This is a genomic window from Desulfobacterales bacterium (assembly GCA_034003325.1).
Classification (GTDB): domain Bacteria; phylum Desulfobacterota; class Desulfobacteria; order Desulfobacterales; family JAFDDL01; genus JAVEYW01.
This window is the reverse complement of record JAVEYW010000005.1, coordinates 273,781-294,190: the sequence shown is the minus strand read 5'-3', so window position 1 is coordinate 294,190 and position 20,410 is coordinate 273,781. Positions and strand designations below refer to the sequence as shown.

The 20,410-nt window shown below is 52.0% G+C and carries 19 protein-coding genes and 1 pseudogene; 11 read left to right on the top strand and 9 right to left on the bottom strand.

Annotated features, from left to right (window positions below):
* Positions 1 to 63 precede the first annotated feature (63 nt).
* The 3 genes from RBT11_07590 to RBT11_07580 all read left to right on the top strand — a co-directional run bounded on the left by RBT11_07590 (position 64) and on the right by RBT11_07580 (position 3,401).
* Positions 64 to 864: a metallophosphoesterase family protein gene (locus tag RBT11_07590; protein MDX9786621.1), complete on the top strand. Its 801-nt coding sequence runs from the start codon at positions 64 to 66 to the stop codon at positions 862 to 864.
* Positions 865 to 1,078: 214 nt separating this feature from the next.
* Positions 1,079 to 1,999, top strand: coding sequence for an ADP-ribosylglycohydrolase family protein (locus tag RBT11_07585; protein ID MDX9786620.1), 921 nt, complete (start codon positions 1,079 to 1,081; stop codon positions 1,997 to 1,999).
* Positions 2,000 to 2,132: 133 nt separating this feature from the next.
* A complete protein-coding gene (locus RBT11_07580; protein MDX9786619.1) occupies positions 2,133 to 3,401 on the top strand; it encodes a chitobiase/beta-hexosaminidase C-terminal domain-containing protein in 1,269 nt (422 codons plus the stop codon).
* A 155-nt stretch (positions 3,402 to 3,556) separates the two neighbouring features.
* Here RBT11_07580 and RBT11_07575 read toward each other — a convergent pair.
* The 5 genes and pseudogenes from RBT11_07575 to RBT11_07555 all read right to left on the bottom strand — a co-directional run bounded on the left by RBT11_07575 (position 3,557) and on the right by RBT11_07555 (position 7,892).
* Positions 3,557 to 3,640: pseudogene (locus RBT11_07575) on the bottom strand (IS200/IS605 family transposase).
* Between the two features lie 223 nt (positions 3,641 to 3,863).
* The gene (gene glgA, locus RBT11_07570) at positions 3,864 to 5,303 is read right to left on the bottom strand and encodes a glycogen synthase GlgA (protein MDX9786618.1); all 1,440 of its coding nucleotides are present in this window, start codon (positions 5,301 to 5,303) and stop codon (positions 3,864 to 3,866) included.
* Positions 5,300 to 6,550: a glucose-1-phosphate adenylyltransferase gene (locus RBT11_07565; protein ID MDX9786617.1), complete on the bottom strand. Its 1,251-nt coding sequence runs from the start codon at positions 6,548 to 6,550 to the stop codon at positions 5,300 to 5,302. The genes glgA and RBT11_07565 overlap by 4 nt, the downstream gene beginning before the upstream one ends.
* Before the next feature lie 131 nt (positions 6,551 to 6,681).
* Positions 6,682 to 6,963: a hypothetical protein gene (locus tag RBT11_07560; protein MDX9786616.1), complete on the bottom strand. Its 282-nt coding sequence runs from the start codon at positions 6,961 to 6,963 to the stop codon at positions 6,682 to 6,684.
* Positions 6,960 to 7,892, bottom strand: a complete 933-nt coding sequence (locus RBT11_07555) for a hypothetical protein (GenBank protein MDX9786615.1) — start codon at positions 7,890 to 7,892, stop codon at positions 6,960 to 6,962. The genes RBT11_07560 and RBT11_07555 overlap by 4 nt, the downstream gene beginning before the upstream one ends.
* Positions 7,893 to 8,484: 592 nt before the next feature.
* On the opposite strand from RBT11_07555, the gene RBT11_07550 reads away from it, so the two are divergent.
* Entirely contained in the window at positions 8,485 to 9,510 is a 1,026-nt protein-coding gene (locus tag RBT11_07550; GenBank protein MDX9786614.1) for an HD domain-containing phosphohydrolase, read from the top strand.
* A gap of 66 nt (positions 9,511 to 9,576) precedes the next feature.
* On the opposite strand, the gene RBT11_07545 is transcribed toward RBT11_07550, so the two are convergent.
* Entirely contained in the window at positions 9,577 to 10,140 is a 564-nt protein-coding gene (locus tag RBT11_07545) for a hypothetical protein (protein MDX9786613.1), read from the bottom strand.
* 208 nt (positions 10,141 to 10,348) lie between these two features.
* The gene (locus RBT11_07540) at positions 10,349 to 10,627 is read right to left on the bottom strand and encodes a hypothetical protein (GenBank protein MDX9786612.1); all 279 of its coding nucleotides are present in this window, start codon (positions 10,625 to 10,627) and stop codon (positions 10,349 to 10,351) included.
* A gap of 407 nt (positions 10,628 to 11,034) precedes the next feature.
* Here RBT11_07540 and fusA point away from each other — a divergent pair, with 407 nt between their 5' ends.
* A complete protein-coding gene (fusA, locus tag RBT11_07535) occupies positions 11,035 to 13,068 on the top strand; it encodes an elongation factor G (protein ID MDX9786611.1) in 2,034 nt (677 codons plus the stop codon).
* 14 nt (positions 13,069 to 13,082) lie between these two features.
* Here fusA and RBT11_07530 read toward each other — a convergent pair whose 3' ends face one another.
* Positions 13,083 to 14,546 carry a M48 family metalloprotease gene (locus RBT11_07530; GenBank protein ID MDX9786610.1) on the bottom strand — a complete coding sequence of 488 codons (1,464 nt, stop codon included), beginning with the start codon at positions 14,544 to 14,546 and terminating at the stop codon, positions 13,083 to 13,085.
* Positions 14,547 to 14,799: 253 nt separating this feature from the next.
* On the opposite strand from RBT11_07530, the gene RBT11_07525 reads away from it, so the two are divergent.
* From RBT11_07525 to ispH, 6 genes are all read left to right on the top strand, one after another.
* On the top strand, positions 14,800 to 15,561 hold the full coding sequence (locus RBT11_07525) for an AAA family ATPase (GenBank protein MDX9786609.1): 762 nt from the start codon (positions 14,800 to 14,802) through the stop codon (positions 15,559 to 15,561).
* A gap of 46 nt (positions 15,562 to 15,607) precedes the next feature.
* Positions 15,608 to 16,510, top strand: coding sequence for a ParB/RepB/Spo0J family partition protein (locus tag RBT11_07520; protein MDX9786608.1), 903 nt, complete (start codon positions 15,608 to 15,610; stop codon positions 16,508 to 16,510).
* 22 nt (positions 16,511 to 16,532) lie between these two features.
* Positions 16,533 to 17,048, top strand: coding sequence for an NYN domain-containing protein (locus RBT11_07515; protein ID MDX9786607.1), 516 nt, complete (start codon positions 16,533 to 16,535; stop codon positions 17,046 to 17,048).
* 6 nt (positions 17,049 to 17,054) lie between these two features.
* Positions 17,055 to 17,459, top strand: coding sequence for a DUF3842 family protein (locus RBT11_07510; GenBank protein MDX9786606.1), 405 nt, complete (start codon positions 17,055 to 17,057; stop codon positions 17,457 to 17,459).
* Positions 17,460 to 17,624: 165 nt separating this feature from the next.
* Positions 17,625 to 17,816, top strand: coding sequence for a CooT family nickel-binding protein (locus RBT11_07505; protein ID MDX9786605.1), 192 nt, complete (start codon positions 17,625 to 17,627; stop codon positions 17,814 to 17,816).
* 16 nt (positions 17,817 to 17,832) lie between these two features.
* Positions 17,833 to 19,566: a 4-hydroxy-3-methylbut-2-enyl diphosphate reductase gene (ispH, locus tag RBT11_07500; GenBank protein ID MDX9786604.1), complete on the top strand. Its 1,734-nt coding sequence runs from the start codon at positions 17,833 to 17,835 to the stop codon at positions 19,564 to 19,566.
* 5 nt (positions 19,567 to 19,571) lie between these two features.
* Here the strand turns inward: ispH and plsY are convergent, their stop codons facing one another.
* Positions 19,572 to 20,201: a glycerol-3-phosphate 1-O-acyltransferase PlsY gene (gene plsY / locus RBT11_07495; GenBank protein MDX9786603.1), complete on the bottom strand. Its 630-nt coding sequence runs from the start codon at positions 20,199 to 20,201 to the stop codon at positions 19,572 to 19,574.
* Positions 20,202 to 20,410 lie beyond the last annotated feature (209 nt).

Below are 20,410 nucleotides of genomic sequence, written 5' to 3'. Positions count from 1 at the left end.
ACCCCACGCCACTTCGGAGTCTAATATTGATTTTGCTGCCGAATGCTTATAAGAGCAAAGAAATTGGCAGCGCTTTATCTATCGCATAACCATCCAAAACGCAAAGCCAATGTCAAAACAGACAACTTGGCCCACATCATGCGAATCGGTGTTATATCAGATGTTCACGGAAATCTCGAAGCGCTTCATGCCGTGCTCGCGGATATCGCGCGCTCTGAAGTGAACGCCATTATCTGTCTGGGCGATATGATCGGTTATGGGCCGGATTCCGACAAGGTGGTCCGGACCATTCAGGCGCTGGGTATTTCCACCATCATGGGAAACCACGAGTTGGGCGCAATCGATGCTTCACAATTAAAATGGTTTAACCCAGCAGCCAGGGAATCGCTTAAACAAGCCATTAAAATGCTTTCGGCGGAAAGCCTTTCTTTTATTTCCGGGCTCAAACCGGTGATGCTCGATTTCGGGTTCCGCTTCGTTCACGCTTTTCCGCCGGATTCCGTTAAAACCTATCTGTTTGCCGTTTCCGATGATGCGATTTGCCGTGCGTTTGAAATAATGCCCCAGCGCGTCTGTTTTGTCGGTCACACGCATTTGCTCGAATTAATCGCTTATAACGGCTCGAGTCTTTCCCGAAAACGGTTACCCGAAGGCATCACCCGGCTTTCCGCCGATCAACAGTATGTTATCAATGTCGGCAGCGTCGGCCAGCCCAGAGACGGCAATCATGACGCCAAATACGTCATTTATGATATCGACAACCAGTGGGTGGTGCTCAGGCAGGTCGCCTATGACATCGACGCGGTGGTCGATAAAATGAAAGCCGCCGGTTTTCCCAAAGCGCTTGCATTGAGGTTGCGTTGAAATAAAAAAATCGGCCGATGTCGTATTCGCACATTGTCAGGGCATGACGACATGAGCAAGGTTTATCCGGCCAGCCTCCCCGCATTGCAAAATACCCGGACAAGCATTATCATTCAGACATTGAGCAGGGGCGAAAAATTTTTCGCCCCTGCGGGTTGCGGGCATAGCTCCTGATAGATGATACGCTGTAAGTGGTAAATGCAAGGAGACTGATATGAATGCAAGAGCAATGGTGTTCGCGTCTTTTGCTGCTGATGCGCTGGCGCTTGGCGGCCACTGGGTCTACAATGCCGACGTCATAGAAAAAAAATACGGCAGGCTGGACCGGTATGAAAAACCGTTGGGACGTTCCTATCATCCCACAAAAAATAAGGGGCAGTTCACCCATTATGGTGATCAGATGCTGCTGCTGCTTGAGGATATCGTGGCCGCCGACGGTTTTGATCCCGAACATTTCGCCAACACCTGGCAACAATTTTTCAGCACCTATGACGGCTATTTTGACCGTGCAACCAAAACCACTCTGGAAAATTTCCGCAACGGTCGCAATTTCAGGGACAGCGGATCAGACTCCACGGATCTCTCTGCGGCTGCCCGAATTAGTCCGATCATCTATTATTGCCATACCACCAAAGGCAATTTTCTCCCGGCGGTTCGCGCACAAACCGCCATGACCCATAATCATCCAGATGTGGTTAAGAGTGCCGTCTTTTTTTCGGACATCGCTTTTCGGGTGTTAAACGGCCAGACCCCAACCGCGGCAATTGATGAGGCAATCGATTCGTGCTCGGGCCAGAAAAACATGATTCGATGGGTCCGGCAGGGAAAAGAAAGCATTGATAGGGACACGCGCGAAGCCATCGCGGCCTTTGGGCAGCAATGCGAAACAGAGGCGGCGTTTCCAGGGGTGATCCATCTGATCTATAAATACGAGAACGACTTAAAAAACGCACTCATCGAAAATGTGATGGCCGGCGGCGATTCAGCAGCCAGGGGCTTGGTGGTGGGCATGATTTTAGGCGCGCACACCGGCATTGATGCCATTGCCGGCCACTGGCTTTCCGACATGAAGGCGTTCCCGAGAATCAGTCACCTTCTGGAACAGATCGATCATTCGGCGTCAAAAAACAAATAAGGGGGTGACCCATGGCATGGAAAACCATTCCGGGATTAAAGGGGCAGGTTTATGTCCCTGATGAGCAAAGTGAAAAGCAAAAAAAACACCCCTGCAAAGATTGCTTTTCCTGCCAGAAGTGCGCGGATGAACGATGCTGTTTATGCCGCAACACGCGATGCGCCCCCCCACCAGCCTGAAAAGCACGACGAGTGTTTACGCTGCAGGCCAAGTCACCCTATACCGCACATCGCCCACGGTGACGGCGGCTCCGCCCGCAGGCAGCTACGCCGAGGCGCAACTGGTAACACTCACTACGGATGAAACCGCAAACATCTACTATACAACCGACGACACCGACCCCACGGTGGATTCGACCCTTTATACGGAACCGATCCCCATCAATGCCGGAACAACCCTCAGAACAACGGCTGTGGATGCCGCCGGAAATAAAAGCCCCGGCACGACGCACACCTGCCTTATCGGCACCACCGATATCACGGTTCACGTTGCCACAGACAGAGGCGCGCTACTCTCCGGAATCAAAGTATATGTATTTACGGCCGCAGGTGCCTATACCGGAAAATACGCGGTCACGGACGATAACGGCCAGGCAAACTTTTCCCTGCCTGAGGTCGCCTTCAAGGTTCGCATTGACTACCTTGACCGCCCATACTGGTCGAGGGACTTCACCGGCAAGAATACATCGGTTCATATTTTCATGGCGGACGCACTCGTCACGGTCACCAGCGGCGGTCTGCCGCAACCGGGCATCAATGTCTATCTCTTTTCGACCGCCGGAACCTACCTCGGTCTTTTCAAAACCACGGATGCTCATGGAACGGCCGCTTTTGACCTGGCCGACGGTACCTACACCTTCCGAATCGATTATCTCGGGCATCAATTCTGGAGTGATCCGGTCAGCGTGCCGGATGTCATGACCGCCGATATAACCATCGGGCATGCCGCTACAGAAGTAACTGTCACCACCAGAAACAGTCCGTTGGAAGACGCCAACGTATACCTTTTCTCGGAAACGGACGAATACCTCGGCTTATACCGGGTCACCGGCACCGACGGCCGGGCGGCATTCAACCTGCTCGCCGGCATCGGATTCAAGTTCAGAGCCGTTATTCTTGGAAACCAATATTGGACAAACAGCACGGGCGGTGATTCAGCCCGACACTGCACCGCCAAATCAGGTTCACTTGCGCTGTGTACCACTAGCTTCCTATCGCTTCGTTCAGACCCTGCCGTTGCCGGCAACGCCCTTGCGATTCGGATTGCCTTCCCCTTGGCCGGAGCTGCGTCCGCTTCTTTCAGCGGACCGGGTTTGCCCGACTCGCTGGGCAAACAAAAAACCGGCTCCGAAGAGCCGGTCATTACGGCTTACCCCATTGCATTTCCCGGTGGCAATCCATGACCGCAAGGCTGAGGCATCTTATCGTTACGAAATGGGGGACCAGGCGATACCTGAATATGAAATGTCTCGAAGAAAAAAGTACAGAGATCGCCTATCAATACGAGCGCCTTGGGGCTTTATGGCCCTCGGCGCGCTAAGAACCCCGAACCTGTAAAGATCCGAAACCGATACTTTGGCACCCACACAACATGGTACTGACAATGCCATATCGTATGTGATAACTTACGAAATCTGCTCACTGCTTCCTCCTTGCGTTTCGATGTTGCGGCAACAACTCGACGTAAGGATAGCGGTGAGCGGCCTTTTGGGCCATACCCATGCGGGACCGGCGCAGCCAGTCCACATCACCCCACCCTTAGGGCGGGGGTTTCTACTTCAAACTAAAACTGTATGCGCCCTGAGGGCTCGCATAAGCAAGTCACGCCCCCCGGCAAACCCGAAGGCTTGTTTGCCGCCCCTTTTTTAACGGTGAAGCGCCTTCCGATACATATCAAGTATTTTTTCGGCCGAACGCTGCCAAGAAAAATCCTCGTTCATTGCAGTGGCCATCATTCGTCGCCACTGATTCTTCCCGTGGCGAAAAACGGTGCAGGCACGCTTCACTGCCTCGTAGAAAAAATGAGGAGAATAATCAAAAAAAGTAAACCCGTTGACACCGTCCCGAATCGTATCCGCAAGCCCACCAGTCAGGCGGACAACGGGCAGGGTGCCGTACTTGAGGCTGTAAATCTGGGTCAGCCCGCAAGGTTCAAAATGCGACGGCATCAGAAACAGGTCGGCGCCGGCAATAATCTTATGTGCCAAGTCATTGTTGTAGCCGATATACACGCCTACCTGGTCAGGGTATTTGCGTAGAAGCCACTCAAAAAAATCACGGTACCGGTGCTCCCCGTCTCCCAGCATTATCAGTTGGGCGCCCAGATGCAGAATCCCTTCCGCGCATGCCGTTATCAGATCGATTCCCTTCTGGGCCACCAGCCTTGAAGTCATACCGATCAGGGGAAAGTCGTCCCGATCCGGCAGATGAAACTCGGCCCGCAGCCGGGACCGGATTGCCTGCTTGCCCGACAGGTCATCGGGTGAATACTGTATGCCGTAAGTATGGGGATCGATGGCGGGGTTCCATTCATCGTAATCCACGCCGTTCAAAATGCCGTAAAAATCGTCGCTTCGTTGCTGAAAAACCCCCTGCAGACCAAAGCCGAACTCCGTTGTCTGAATCTCCCGGGCATAGGTTTCACTGACCGTATGGAGAATATCCGCATGAATGACAGCGCTTTTCATCAGGTTGATCTGGCCGTAGTACTCAAAATCGTAGGTATAATACGAATCCGGAAGGGTCAGTACGGGCCACTGGGACGCGGGGAAAAGTCCCTGATAGGCGCTGTTGTGTATCGAAAATATCGTGGCGGGCGCGTTCGAAAAAACCGGCGTCCCGGCATTCTTCCGGTAGCGCAATTTTAGAATAGCGGGCAGCGATGCGGTTTGCCAATCGTTGCAATGAATGATGTCGGGAGAAAAGCCATCGGCCTGACAATACGCCAAAGCGGCCTTGCAGAAAAAGACAAAACGCTCCAGATTGTCCGGATAGTCCCAGTTGCCGATTCCGTAATGGCCATCCCGATTGAAATACGCCTCGTTCTCCACAAAATAAATAGGCACACCATCGTTTTCGGCCCGATGCACGACGGCCTTTTGGCGCCCGTTGTGCATCGGCACGAAAAACGAGGCAACAGGGCGCAGAATGGCTCCGGAACGTGAAACCGACGGGTACTTGGGCATCACGCTGCGAATGTCATGCCCGAGGGTCCGGATGGCCTTTGGAAGCGCCCGGGCCACATCCGCAAGTCCGCCGGTTTTGGCAAAGGGCGCAATCTCAGGAGAAACAAATAGAATTTTCATATGACCGTATCGTCCGCAATCACCGCATTTTTGGGAATAATCACGAGTCCGTCCCGGACGACCCAGTTGTCCGTTTCCGCATCGGGTCGATCATTCAGATACCGAATGCGCACATTGCGCCCGATGCGGGCGTTTTTGTCGATGATGGCGGCTTCGATATGCGTACCGCGCCCGATGCCGATGCGGGGTCGTCCAAGCCGCTTGTTCTCTTCAATATCCGTTACGGTTTCATAAAAATCCGCCCCCATGATCACGGAAGAACGGATAACGGCCTTTTCGTCGATAATAGAACGCAGCCCCACCACCGAATGGGTAATTTCCGCCGCGGAAATCCGGCATCCGTCTGCCAGAAGCACATGCTTCAGCACGGTGCCGTGCACTCTGGATGGCGGAAGAAACCGTGCGCGGGTGTAAATCGGTCGTCCCGGGCTGTATAAATCAAAGGGCCGCTCCGGCGATGCCATTTCCAGATTCACTTCATAAAATCGGCGGATGGTTCCGATATCCGCCCAGTAGCCGTCATATACATACCCCATCACCCGGTAGTCGGAAATCGCACCGGGAATGATATGCTTTCCGAAATCATCCCCTTCTCTTTTCAGGACCTCAAGCAAGAGATCCGTTGGAAAGACGTAAATCCCCATGGAAGCCAGATAGGGCGCGTCGGTCCCCGGAAGGCTCTCAAGATTCGGCAGTTTTTCCGTCGCCGGTTTTTCAACGAAATCCAGAATCCGCCCCTCCGCACTTCGTTTAAGAATCCCTAAGGCCGGCGCCATGTCGGCTCCCACCGGTTGCACCGCCATGGTAATATCGGCCCGGGTATCGATATGGTACCGGATAAAATCACGGTAATCCATATCGTAAAGATGATCTCCGGCCAGTATCAAAACATATCGGGCCTGAACCTGCTTTATCTGGAACAGTTGTTGTCTCACCGCATCGGCGGTTCCCTGGTACCAGTTGGTGCTGTCGGGGGTCTGCTCGGCGGCCAGAATCTGAACCCAGCCGTCCGAGAACATGTCCCTGGCGTAGACCCGCTGAATGTGCCGGTGAAGGGACACCGAATTGAACTGGGTCAAAATGGCGATCTTGTCAATTCCGGCATGAAGACAATTGCTGATGGGAATATCGATCAGGCGATATTTCCCAGCCAACGGAACCGCCGGTTTTGCCCGCAGTTTCGTCAGGGGATAAAGCCGTGCCCCCTGTCCTCCCCCCATGATCAGGCCCAACACATCTTTCATCATTCAACATTCCTCCCCTTGGTCTTCCCACGCGCATCTTTTTTCCGATCAGCCCCCATCCAACCGGTTCATTCCCTGTCAAATCCTGTCTTTTCAGATCTCAGCGCAACTTTTACAGGTTTTTCAATATGCTACTATAAAATCCAGTTCGGTCGTTCATCCTGCCAGGCGCTCACAGTACTTCGCAGCCATTCGTCCTGGCCCGGCGCCATAGAGCCTTTTGGAATAAGAAGGGAATCATTCGGCGTGATATCGCCCTCTTTAATCGTGGTGCATGCAAGATCTGTATTCGGATAACGTCGTATGCCCATGGTAATTTTTATTGTCTTCAAGTCCAGAGAATCAGCAAAAGCAAGACTCTGTTCAATCGTTTTTCTGTTTTCCCCCGGGCCACAAAGGCTTTGTTTAATAATCAATGTGTTAGATCCGTATCCATCACCTTCTGGACCAACCGGCGAGTCGCCCTGGAAAATTCGGTTTTAAACTGTTCACTTTCCTTCTCTGAAAATTCGTCAAATTTTACCAGCGCTTCCGTCCGCAGCAGGTTAAGATATTCAATGAGATTTTCTTCTATAAATTCTGTTGCTTTTTTTGTCTGAAGATCCATGTCCGGGGTGGATTGAATAAAGAGGAGCGCTTGTTTAAACGGCTCATCCGGGTCGCTGCAGCGATTCAGGAAGGTCTCGGTAATCAGCGTAAAAATCGCCTCGACGCGGGTCCCTTTAATCAGAGTGGGGCTGTGCAGGAAGGAAACGTTTTTATCAACACAAACCCCGGCGCTCTCGCCAAAATATAGGATTTTTCCGAACCAGTTGACCGTATAGGCCTTGTGCTCGCTCAAACTCCATTTACCCTTTTTCCAGATATGCACCCGCAGCGTTTTCGTTAAATTGTCCAAGCAGTCCTGTTGCGTGGTAAAATCATAGGATCCCAATAAAACGCCCGCCTCGAAAATATCCAGGCCGGGTTTTTCGGCATGCTCGGACAGTTCAATGCATACCATTCTCTCTTCCGCACCGGGCCGAACAATCAGAATTTTATAGGCGGGTTTCCCCCGTTCAATTCGCTGCAACTCAGCAATGGTTTCAGGGGGCACAATTTGCCCGGCAATAGCGGGGGGAATAAAGGCCGCGGTGAGGGTGGGGCTCAAATCCACCGCCGCCAGGGCGGCATTAAAGACGGTCACATCCTCCGCATTCAGAGGCTGAACCGGCACCAGGTTGCCGGGTTTCATGTAGGGCGAAACAACCTCCTGCAAGCGCTCCAGCCCACCCTGCCAGTGAGCGATTCTCGGATCTTTTCCTTCGTCTATCCAGTGCGTTATTTTCTTGGTTATGAGGTCCATTCGTTATTCCTGTATCAGTCTTGGCCGCTTCATGCAGCCGGCGTCCTAAATAGGTTATATTTGTCAGCTAAAACAGTGTCACACCAGAATAGCATCATATCGCGGCATCGGGTCTGACCAAGCTAACTGAATATAATTATAGGGGATAAGCATAAAACAACCCATCATATAGGTGCGTTATTGCGCTTTTGAAGCTCGCAAACGGCATCACAATCATGGTAAAAGTAAAACAACACGATATACCAGGGCAGATATGGCATATCCTCCACCATTGCCACAAGAGGGAATTTTGGCTCGGGTTGGCTAAAAATAGCCATCAGTTGAGGATGGTAATCGTTTATTGCAGTGTGCTGTATCCATTGATTTCAATATGGTGAGAGGGGGCGTTGTAACACATCCCGCTGACCGGCCAAGTTCCGGTTACGATGAAATATAGTATCCAAAAAGAAAAAATATTTTAGTAAATAATATGCGCGCTGACCCCCTCGCCCTTTTACATTCGTGGCCGGAACGGCATCGAACAGGACGCAGCACCGGTTGGGTTATCAAGTCGGCCCTTATCGAATTCCAACTTTCAACCATCGGACTGAAAATGACCTTTCAAATAGATTGGGAACAGGTTTTTACGAATTTTTCAGACGGGTTAATGATCACTGATCAAAATTTCACCGTTCAATTCGTTAACCCAGCTTTCAAACAATTGATCGGCAAAGCGGCTCAAGAGCCGGTCGGTCGGAAGTGTCACGAGATTTTTAGCAGCGCGTTTTGCGGCACACCCGCTTGCCCTTTGATTTGCGTGCAAGCACAAGACAAGCCGCTGCTTTTCGACGGGCAGACCCACTGCAAACCGACCGATGACGCTTCCCGAATAATTACCGCCACCGCCATATTCGATACCCGGGGAAAATTTACCGGTATGCTTGAAAGAATCATGGATGCCCGAGTCCTTCATAAAATTCAGTCCGAATTGCGCAATAGCCAGGATCGGATGCGCAAGATCATGGGCGCCATCATTCAGGCCATGAGCATGACCATTGAAAAACGCGACCCATACACGGCCGGTCACCAACGTCGGGTAGCCAAACTCTGCCGGGCAATCGCCACTGAAATGGGGTTTTCCTGGGAGCGCATTCAGGGGTTACGCATGGCGGCGGCTATTCATGATCTGGGCAAGATCAATGTACCGGCCTCCATTCTGAACAAGCCCGGCCCGATGTCCGAACACGAGATAGGCCTTATCCGCATGCACCCGCAAACGGCCTTTGATATCTTAGAAGGCATTGAGTTCCCATGGCCACTGGCCGAGACCATTTATCAGCATCATGAGCGCCTCGACGGCAGCGGCTATCCGCGAGGGCTCAAGGGTGATCAAATTCTTTTGGAGGCGCGCATTCTGGCAGTAGCCGATGTGGTTGAATCCATAACCTTTTTCCGCCCCTACCGCGAGTTAGCCCTGGGAATGAAGGCAGCCATACGCGAGTTGCGTAAGCAAAAGGGCATCCTGTACGATGCCCGGGTAGTGGACACCTGCATTCTCCTGCTGACCAAAAAAGGATTTGATTTTAAAACAAAGGCTTGGCAGCATCCAAAACAGGCGAATCAAAAACCTGTAAGGTGATCAGATGCGTTTTTCACCCGCGGCCCGCCACCGACAATGCAGAGGCGAAACGCGGTGAAGTCGGTCCTATTGTTGTTCCACAGAACCAAAGGAACGCGTGAAAAGATCGTAAAGCGCCTGCCGGCCATCATCGGTGAGATTACGGGTGCCGGTGCCGACAAACGTATCCGAGGTGATCACCGGTTCACTCTCAATCCAGCGGCTGCCCTCCCAGGAAAACCACCCCTTACGCTCCTGATCATAAACGTTCAGCGGCCGGTTAAATAATTTGGCCAGCTCAACGCCCCAGCCGGTCCCCCCCTTAACGGTGTTATCCGCCTGTATCCAGCCTACCGCCAGCACATGGTAGCCGCTATTGACCATATGAAAAATGGACTGAATGACCTTGCGAATCTTATCCGTCTGAGAATAGGTGCGTTTCATCCGTGTGGATACAATTTCCATGCTGACATCGCCCTTTTGCAGCTCCTCCCGGCTCAGAACTCGAATGCCCCGGGTGCGTTCAGGACTGTGCCCTTCAAATGAGATATTCACTTCATTCATATGCCAAGCCTCGGCAAGTTTGCCGAATTCCGCTTCCGCCCCTTTGTGACCGCCACTGTATAGTGTGATTTTTGAAACCTCTGTCATTTTGTTGTCTCCTGAGTAGTTTTAAAACGTGCTTCGATAATACAAAAAAAAACACCCCGCCGCAATTCATCAGGGTGTGCAGATACAATAATGCGGATTTTCCGTATGACAACCCTGGCTGTTCTTTTTTTTTCGTGCATGTTTCTGGAAAGGGCCTAAGGATCAAGGGGTTTTTCGCTGCAGATTGATTACGCTTCAGCCTGAGGCATTATGGCGCAATGGGGTTTCCGTTAATTGTCAGAGTCAGTTGGCCCGCCTCGTCCATTGAAAGCACGACCTTGGCGTGGGTACCCCCGGCAAGATCCGGATATTGACTGCGTAATCTCGGAAAATCGAGATTGTTCAGGGCACACTGCACAAAGGACAAGGTCTGCTCAAGGGTGATTTCATCTATCCGGTTGGCAAAATAATTGGAAAGCGTCTGCTCCTGAAGCCGCTTGAGCGATGTTTGAATGCAATGTTTGTATAGATCAAGCCTTATTTCCATTTTTAGTTATTCTGCGTGTCAGGGTTCATTCATGCGTTGAGCGTCTTCTGGCGCAAGAAGCGGCTACCGTATAGGATCATTTTTTAATTCTAAGGCCAAAAAAGCATAAAACACAAGCCCAAAACCGAGCCCACAACTGAGTCGGTGCGGCCGTAATTGCCTTGAAATCCCGTGATCGCTTCCTTGACATGCCGTAAGGTTTGGCTTAAGTAAGAATCTTTGTAACTGCTCAGTAGCCAGGAGACAGAATCCAGAATTCAGAATAAAAACAACTGAAAGCAGCCGGATTAATATAGTTGAATGAAGATTCAGGCGGTCAAAATACTCATTGACGGTCGGGACGCCCTTACCCTGGCAGGTCATGTGGACCGGCGGTTTCCATTTAACGCGGATATGCTGATTATACGATGAAAACCAAATCTAAAATTTTCGACATTCGAAATATAGGCATCATCGCTCATATCGATGCCGGCAAGACCACCGTTACCGAGAGAATCCTTTATTATACGGGTCGCTCTCACAAACTCGGAGAAGTGCATGACGGTGAAGCCGTGATGGACTGGATGGTGGATGAGCAGGAACGCGGCATTACCATTACCTCTGCTGTCACCACCTGCCTGTGGCGCAACAAAAACATTCAAATCATCGACACGCCGGGCCATGTGGATTTTACCATCGAAGTGGAGCGCTCTTTGCGGGTACTTGACGGCGCCGTGGGTGTTTTTTGTGCCGTGGGGGGCGTGGAGCCCCAGTCCGAAACCGTCTGGCGTCAGGCGGATCGATACCTGGTTCCGAAAATGGCGTTTATCAACAAGCTGGACCGTGTGGGCGCCGATTTTTTTGGTACCGTTGCAATGATGGTGGAGCGCCTGCATGCCACGCCCCTGATGCTTCAATTGCCGGTCGGTGCTGAAGAAAAATTCAAGGGAGTCATCGATCTGCTGGAGATGAAACAGATCGTCTGGGATGACGACTCACTGGGCGCGGCCTATTCGTCGGTGGATATCGAACCGGAACTGCTCGAAATTGCAACCGAATACCGGGAAAAACTGATTGAAACACTGGCAGAGGCCGATGACGGGATTATGGAAGCCTATCTATCGGAAACCCCGCTGTCCATCGATGCACTGAAAGCAGCCATTCGAAAAGCCACGATTGAATTGAAGCTGGTACCGGTGCTTTGCGGCAGTGCATTGAAAAACAAAGGGATTCAACCTCTTCTCGATGCCGTCCTTCAATATTTACCCAGTCCGGCAGACCTGCCGCCGATGGTCGGCACCCATCCGGTATCCGGCGAAAGCGTGGAATGCCCGCCAAAAGAAAAAGCCCCACTGGCTGCGCTCATTTTTAAAGTTTCCATGATTGAGGGCCGCAGGTTATCCTTTGTGCGGATCTACAGCGGCACCCTGAAAACCGGCGAGGATGTTTATAACCCGCTGCTTCAGAAAAAGGAAAAACTCTCCCGTATACTCTTGATGCACGCCAATAAGCGCGAGCGGGTTGAGGAAGTGGGACCCGGCAGTATTGTCGGCGTCATGGGGCTTAAGGCCTCCGCTACCGGCGACACGCTCTGCCAGGCAACACATCCCGTGGTTCTGGAAAGAATGGATTTTTACGAACCGGTGATCTCGGTCGCCATTGAGCCCAAAACCCATTCGGATCAGGAAAAAATGGCGGAGGTGCTGGAAAAATTTCTGGTGGAAGACCCGACATTGAGGGTGCGAACCGATGACGATACCGGGCAGACCATTCTCTCGGGAATGGGTGAGCTGCATCTGGAAATCATCGTCAGCCGAATGGAGCGGGAATTTAGCACCCATGTCAATGTGGGAAAACCCCAGGTGGTTTACCGGGAAGCCCTTTCGCGGGAAGGCACCGGCACGGCCGTTTTCAATAAGGAAGTCGCGGGGCAGGCACATTTTGCCGAGGTTACGATTACGCTTCGCCCCTTAAAACGGGGCGCCGGAAACAGTTTTCGATCAACAATCGCGCCGGGCGTTATTCCGGAAATCTTTATGCCGGCGATTGAAAAAGGCGTCATGGAATCCCTGGAAAGCGGCACGCTCATGGGCTATCCGGTCGTGGATGTCGAAGCGGTTTTAAGCGGGGCAAGCTTTAAAGACGGCATCTCAACCGAGCTTGCCTACCGGGTCAGCGCCTCGATGGCCTGCCGGCAGGCACTAACCGACGGCGAGCCGTTTCTGTTGGATCCGATCATGTCGGTGGAAGTTTTTGTTCCGGAGACGTTTATGGGAGAGGTCATCGGCGATCTGAATTCCAGAAGCGGGAAAATCGAATCAATCTCGGCAAAATCGGGTGTACAGATCATCAAGGCCGTGGTGCCGCTTGCCAAAATGTTCGGCTATTCCACCATTCTGCGATCCGCCACACAGGGCCGGGGCACTTTTACGATGCAGTTTTCACATTTTGACCGAATATAGGCGCCGTACTCGCCCTACTCACGGCGCCTTCTTTCTCGTTCCAGATACCAGTCCCGCTCCCGTTGCTCTCTTTCCTGCTCCTGTCTTTCCCGTTCCACCTTTTCTATTTTTTCTCTCTCTTTTTCTTCTATTTCCTTTTTATACCGTTTTGACAGCAATTTGAGCTCGGCTTCGATTTTCGACTTATGGTCCTCACTAGTCGCCTTTGTCAGTGCCCGCTCCAAATGAAACACGGCCTTCATCACATCCGCTTTTTCCTTGTAATACATGCCCAGATAAAAATGCGCTTCATCCATAATCTCCATCTTGCCGTAGGTTTCCCCCAGATAATACAGCGCGGCCGGATAGTTCGGGTCCATAGCCCTTAGTTGCAAAAACGTATTTTTCGCGGCCTCGAAGCGCCCCGTTTCCATCTGAACCCGACCCAAATAAAAAAGACGACTCGTATCTAACTTTCCGGGCACGGTGTCGGTCAATAATTTCAGCGCGGCCTCATACCGGCCACCCAGAAAATAAGCCTGCGCCATATCCGTCGGCAGATAGGGATCAAAAGCACGCTGCTCCATGGCTTTTTTTAATTCATCAACCGATTGCTGATAATGTCCCGTCCGCATTAGTGCCAGACCATACCCGTAATGGGCAAAAAAATTGTTCGGCTTGTCCCTCACCTCCTTTTCGTACTGATTTATCACCGCTCGCTTGTCATCGTACAACGCAATGAGGCGAGTCTTGATTCGATTGAACTCAAAATCATCATCCGGGGAAACCGTGAAATTCGGCGGGGGATTCGAGGCGATCCAATTGCCGATGTACGCGATCCGCTCTTCAGAGCCGGGGTGAGTGGTGATGTAGGAGGGGACGTCATCAGAGGTGTACCATTGTTTGGCGCGAATTTTCTTCATAACGGTCAGCAAGCCGTCTCCCGTGTAGCCGGCCGCATAGAGATTTCGCAACCCCACTTTATCGGCCTCCCGCTCATCCTCTCGGCTATAGGCAAGAATAACCGATTGTCCGGCCGCCATCGACCCGATAGTCAAGGCGCTGGCCGCATCGCCGCCGCCCGTGGCGCCCAGGAAAATACCGGCCACCATACCGGCCAGGGTTGCCATTTGTATTTTTCCGGAGCGTGCGATTTTCTCCGATATATGACGGCAGGACACATGAGATATTTCATGCGCGAGGATTCCGGCGAGCTCTTCCTCTTCGTCCATGGCGGCGAGAAGACCGCTGTTGATGTAAACATAACCCCCCGGCCCGGCAAAGGCGTTATATACTTCTTGTTTTATCACATTAAAATGATATTGAAACGGCTGCGGTAAAAATCCGGCTATCACCCGATTTCCGATTCGGTTCACATAGTTGACGATGAGGGGGTCTTGAATTACCTCAAAATGCGTTTGCACTACCTTCAGGAATTCTTTTGACAGCTCCTCCTCCTCTTGAACTGTCATGGCCAATGGACTAGAAACGACCGCCATCAAGAAAACCGCCAGGCATACAAAATGACAACCTATTGTTTTTTTATTAAAAAGCATAAAAACACCCCACTGAGTGGAAAAGCACCTTGCTTGTCGCCAAGGTGCCGAACAAAGGGCTCGTCGCCCTTTGTTAAATCGTTGTCCGGCATCTTGTTTCGTTACAAAAAAACAATCAACCACAACACTTTTGATATATTTGACATAATCTTAAAACCTTTTCAAACAACATTTTTTATGGTAGAAGTTCCGGGCTATGGCGCAAACATACTGTATCGCAAATCAAAAGGGCGGCGTGGGGAAAACCACCACGGCCATCAATCTATCCGCAGCGCTGGCGCTGTCCAACAAACGAACGCTATTGGTGGATTGCGACCCTCAGGCCAACGCCACCACCGGGCTGGGAATTAATAAAGGCAACATCGAAAAATCCTTGTATCACGGTATGATCGGACGTGCCAGTGCCGAGGAACTCATCGTCGATACGGAAATTGACACCCTCAAACTGATACCTTCTCGCGTGGAGCTGATCGGTTTTGAGGTGGAAATGATGGATGAAACCGATCGGGAACAAGCGCTGAAACGGCTTCTGCTAACGGTCCAAGACACCTTTGACTATATTGTTCTCGATTGCCCGCCGTCCTTAAGCTTGTTGACCATTAATGCCATGACCGCCGCTGATTACCTGCTGATTCCGCTGCAATGCGAATTTTATGCCCTGGAGGGACTCAGCCAACTGCTCCATACAGTTAAGCGGCTAAAAAGCGGCCTCAATCCGGGCCTGAAGATTTCGGGCATCCTTCTGGCCATGTATGATAAGCGCACCAATCTGTCTCAGCAAGTGGCGGAGGACGCAGAGGCTTATTTCAAGGACCTGGTGTTTAAAACGGTGGTGCCGAGAAATGTCCGACTGGGTGAGGCGCCCAGCTTCGGCAAACCGATTATACTGTATGACGCCTCTTCTGTCGGCGCCAAAAGCTATCAGTCCCTGGCCGAGGAAATATTAGAACGAATCTGACAGTCCTCTAATTATTGAACGTTCCTCTGATAAAAGGTTTTTTTAAATGGGCGTAACTACGGACAACCAGCGCGACGAAGACGCCAAAAAAAAACGCAAACCAGCGCTCGGCCGCGGGCTTGAGTCCCTGATACCCCTGGCATCTTCGGGTGAAAACGCTACTGAAGGTGCCTATCTACTGAGTGATATCAGTCTGATTCGTCCTAACCGCTATCAGCCGCGCCGCCGGTTTGATGAAGCAGAGCTGGCACAACTTTGCGAATCGATCCGCGAGCAGGGTGTTCTGCAGCCCCTGCTGGTGAGACGGGATGGCATCGGCTACGAACTGATCGCCGGCGAGCGCCGACTGCGGGCCTCTAAAATGGCAAACCTGAAACAGGTGCCCGTTCTCGTCAAGGACATCTCGGATGAAGAGCTTCTGGAATTATCCATCATCGAAAACATTCAGCGGGAGGATCTCAATCCCCTGGATGAAGCCGAAGCCTATCACCTGCTGATGAGTGAATTCGGACTGACGCAGGAAGAAGCGGCCAAGCGGGTGGGGAAAAGCCGGCCGGCCGTTGCCAATTCCTTGCGGCTTCGCCAATTGCCAGACCAGATTAAGCAAAGCATTCTCGAGAATAAACTCAGCATGGGCCATGCCCGGGCGCTGCTTGGCGCGGAATCACCGGCCCGGCAACTGGCGGCATGGCGCACCGTTATAACCAAGGGGCTTTCGGTCAGACAGACAGAAGCCCTGGTTCGACGGCTGAAAAAAGAGCTCAAGCCACCGGACGCGTTTCCTGAAACCTCAACGGAGATTCATCTGGCAGCCCTCGCCGAAACACTTTCCCGCCGATTTGGCACGCGGGTAACCATTCAGCGAAAAGGGAAAAAGGGGAAGGTGGCGATCGATTTTTTCAGTGATGAGGACCTGACCCGGTTGTTGGAGATTCTGCAGCGGATTTAATTCATAATATAGCAGTATACCCGTGCATATCATCATAGATGGATATAATCTGATTCGGCAATCTTCTCGATTCGGCAAATATGATCGACAGGATATTCAACTGGGGCGCGAAGCGCTGGTAGAGATGTTATCCGCCTATAAAAAAAAAGCGGCGCACCGGATCACTGTGGTCTTCGACGGCACCGGCGCACCGGAATTTGCGTATCACCGGGACAAGGTGCAGGGTATTCACATCACCTATTCCCATCAAGGTGAAACTGCTGATACGGTCATTCTCAGATTGGCCGCGATGAAAAAAGAACAGGTTCTAGTGGTCAGCTCGGATCGGGAAATTGTGCATCATGCCGCTGCAAGCGGCGCTGCAACCATCAGCTCACCGGAATTTGAAATGATCATGGCCGAGGCTGTTTTTTTTAATGGGGAATCAACCGAAGGGGTAGAGTCCGTCGGCTGGGTACCCTCCACACAGAAAAAGGGACCCAGCCGGCGGCTGCCGAAAAAAGAGCGCAAAAACTTGCAAAAAATAAAGAAACTATAGGATATAATGAATCGTATTATTGTCATGGACGGCCAGGGCGGCGGCATTGGCAGCGCCATTATTCGACATCTCAGGGAGCGCTATGGCGAGGGTACGGAAATCCTCGCGCTGGGAACCAATGCCATCGCCACAGCACAAATGCTCAAGGCCGGCGCCAATAAAGGCGCTTCCGGAGAAAACGCGATCAAGCAAACCACCCGGCACGCGGATTATCTGATCGGCACCATCGGAATCGCACTCCCCCATGCCATGATGGGAGAGGTAACCCCTAAAATGGCTGAAGCGGTGGCCTTAAGTCCGGCGAAAAAAATATTGATTCCCCTGACCCAGGAAAACGTGGAAGTTGTGGGGGTCCAATCCATGCCCTTGCCGCACCTGATTGATGCGCTAATACAAAAACATTTACCCTGAGCCGGTATTGTCGTCAGTGTCACTAAGCGGCTGGGGGTCTTTATCAGAAACATGCTTAAAAAAGCGTGGATAACCGGAGAAGGTCGTCGGCCGCCAGGCAGCCCAGCCGCCCGGCTTTCGGCTTTGCCGGTTTGGGTTTAAAAAAAATATAAAAGAGGTGACCTCATGTGTGAAGCCAATGCGTATCTTATCACCGAATCCAACCAGGAGTTGGTTATGGAAGCCGTCGATACGGTCATGCCGGAGGCCGACGGCCTGCGCCTGACCAGCATTTTCGGAGACCAGAAAATTCTCAAGGCCAAGATCCATTCCCTGTCGCTGATCGATCATAAGATTTTCCTGGAAAAAGAAAACTGATCCGGAGCGTTGCGGGTTGAACATTATCATTGCCAAAACTGCCGGGTTTTGCATGGGCGTTCGGCGGGCGGTGGATCTCGCCCTGGATGCGGCCAACAAGCAAAGCGGCCCCATATACACGTACGGCCCGCTCATTCATAACCCGCAGGTGCTTGATCTCCTGGCTGAAAAAGGGGTGAGCATTCTTAACACCATCCCCGAAAAAGGATCCGGCACCGTGATTGTCCGCGCTCACGGTGTGCCGCCGGAGGCAAAGAGAGCCCTTCGGAATGCCGGATTTCACATCATCAACGCCACTTGCCCGCGCGTCATTAAGGTCCAGGCAATTATCAAGAAATATGCGAATCTGGGGTATGCCACCATTATCATCGGGGATCAGGATCATCCGGAAGTGGTTGGTTTGTTGGGATATGCCGGGAAACAGGGGTATGTCGCCGGTACGATGGCGGCACTTAGCGCCCTACCCTCTTTCGATACCGCCATCATTGTCGCCCAAACCACTCAAAGCACCGCATTGTTTCAGTCGGTAAAACAATGGGCCGCGGAAACGCACCCTCATTACAAGGTATTTGATACCATCTGCGACTCCACGCAAAAGCGTCAGGATGAAATCAGCACCCTGGCCGAAACCGCCGATGCGATCGTGGTCGTCGGAGGGCGCGACAGTGGTAACACCAAACGCCTGCTGGAACTGGCCCGACAAACCGGCCGGCCGGCCTATCATGTGGAAACAGCGGCGGATTTGGACAAAAAAGCGCTTTGTTCCGCTGAATCCATCGCAATTACGGCAGGCGCTTCCACCCCGAACTGGATCACGAAAGGGGTTTTCCGCGCACTGGAAACACTTCCCCGGACGGGAAAGCACCGCCTCGTCTTCAGCAATCTGCTGTTCATGCTACAGCGATCCTTGCTGCTGACGACGATCTACGTGTCCGTAGGGGCCGGCTGCCTCTGTTACGCCTGCAATCGGCTTCAGGGCATTGAAAAGCAGTCTCCCTATGTGCTGATTGCCATGCTGTATGTATTGTCGATGCATTTGCTGAATAACCTGACCGGCAGAAAAATAGACCGGTATAAAGACCCCGAACGGGCGTTATTTTACAACACGCACAAGCGGCGGCTCGAGATTTTGGCTACAGCTGCCGGCGCCATGGGGCTCTTAACGGCGCAGAGTGTCGGATGGCTTCCATTTCTGATCCTATTGGCTATGAGCATTACGGGCCTTTTGTACAACACCCGAATCGTGCCCAAACCCTTTCTGAAAAAATATCGAAGCATTCGGGATATTCCCGGCTCCAAAACCGTTCTGATCGCAATGGCGTGGGGAGTAGTCGTCGCACTGTTCCCCGCCATCGCGGAGACCGGCGCGTTGCGCCTTCAGGCCATTCTCGTTTTTATCTGGGCCGCCGGCATGGTGTTCGTGCGAAGCGCGTTTTTTGACATGTTGGACATGCAAAGTGATCGCATCGTGGGAAAAGAAACCATTCCCGTTCTCATGGGAGAAAAACGGGCGAGGCGTCTGCTGAAAATATTCCTCATCGCGCTATTCCTGATGCTTCAGATTTCAGCCGCTCTCAACCTGGTGGCGCCGTTGGGTTTTGCCTTGGCGGTCTGTCCGGTGTTTCTCTTCATTGTGGTAACAGCGCATCAGAATGGGAGCATGCTGCCAGGCGTCCGGCTTGAATTTTTGGTGGAAAGCCATTTTGTTCTGGCCGGATTGATCGCGTTCTTATTGGCATTATCCGCATGAATCCGTCACCTTCTGGGCCGTTTTTCAAAAACGGGTTCCGTGCCGTTCAGGAGCCGTTTGATATTCCCCGTGTGACGAATAAAAATAAGGATGGCCGATAGAACAGCGGTTACGGTGAAAAAAACCGAATTCCCCCAAATGGCGATAAATACGGGAAGCGACGCGGTCGCGCCCAGGGAGGCCGCTGAAACGCGCCGAAATCCCGCAAAAACAAGGCAAAAAACAAGACAAGCAGCGGCACAAGCCTCCGGTGAAATCATCAGGAAACAACCAGCAGTGGTGGCGACCCCCTTTCCGCCGGTTTTAAATCCCAAATAGACCGGATACAAATGCCCGAGAATAGCGCATAGACCTACCAGGGACACAACGATTTCCCCCTGAAGTAAATCGACATAAGGCGATAATACCCCTGCCAGATAAACCGGCAGTCCGCCTTTGAGCATATCCAGAAAAAGGGTTAGCGCGCCCAAAGTGTTGCCCACCACTCGGGCCACATTGGTCGCGCCGATATTCCCGCTTCCCTTGTCGCGAAGGTCCCGGCCGGTTACCCGGCGGGTCAATATCAGCCCCCAGGGGATGGCGCCAAGAAGATAAGCCGTCACCATCAGCGTGAACAAAAAAATGAAAGATGCCATTTATGCGACTCGGCAGAAACCATATTTAAATTCGAGTGTCTCAATTACCGTGTTTGACTCTCGTGTTTGACTCTATAGGACTCATAATTCCAGATCAAGGAGAACTTGATGAATGCAATGAATGAAACCCCTAATGGAAAACCGGTGGGCTTGCCATCGAAATAGTAAACCTAAAACATTGACTTTTCGTGCCGAAGCCTGTACAAGCA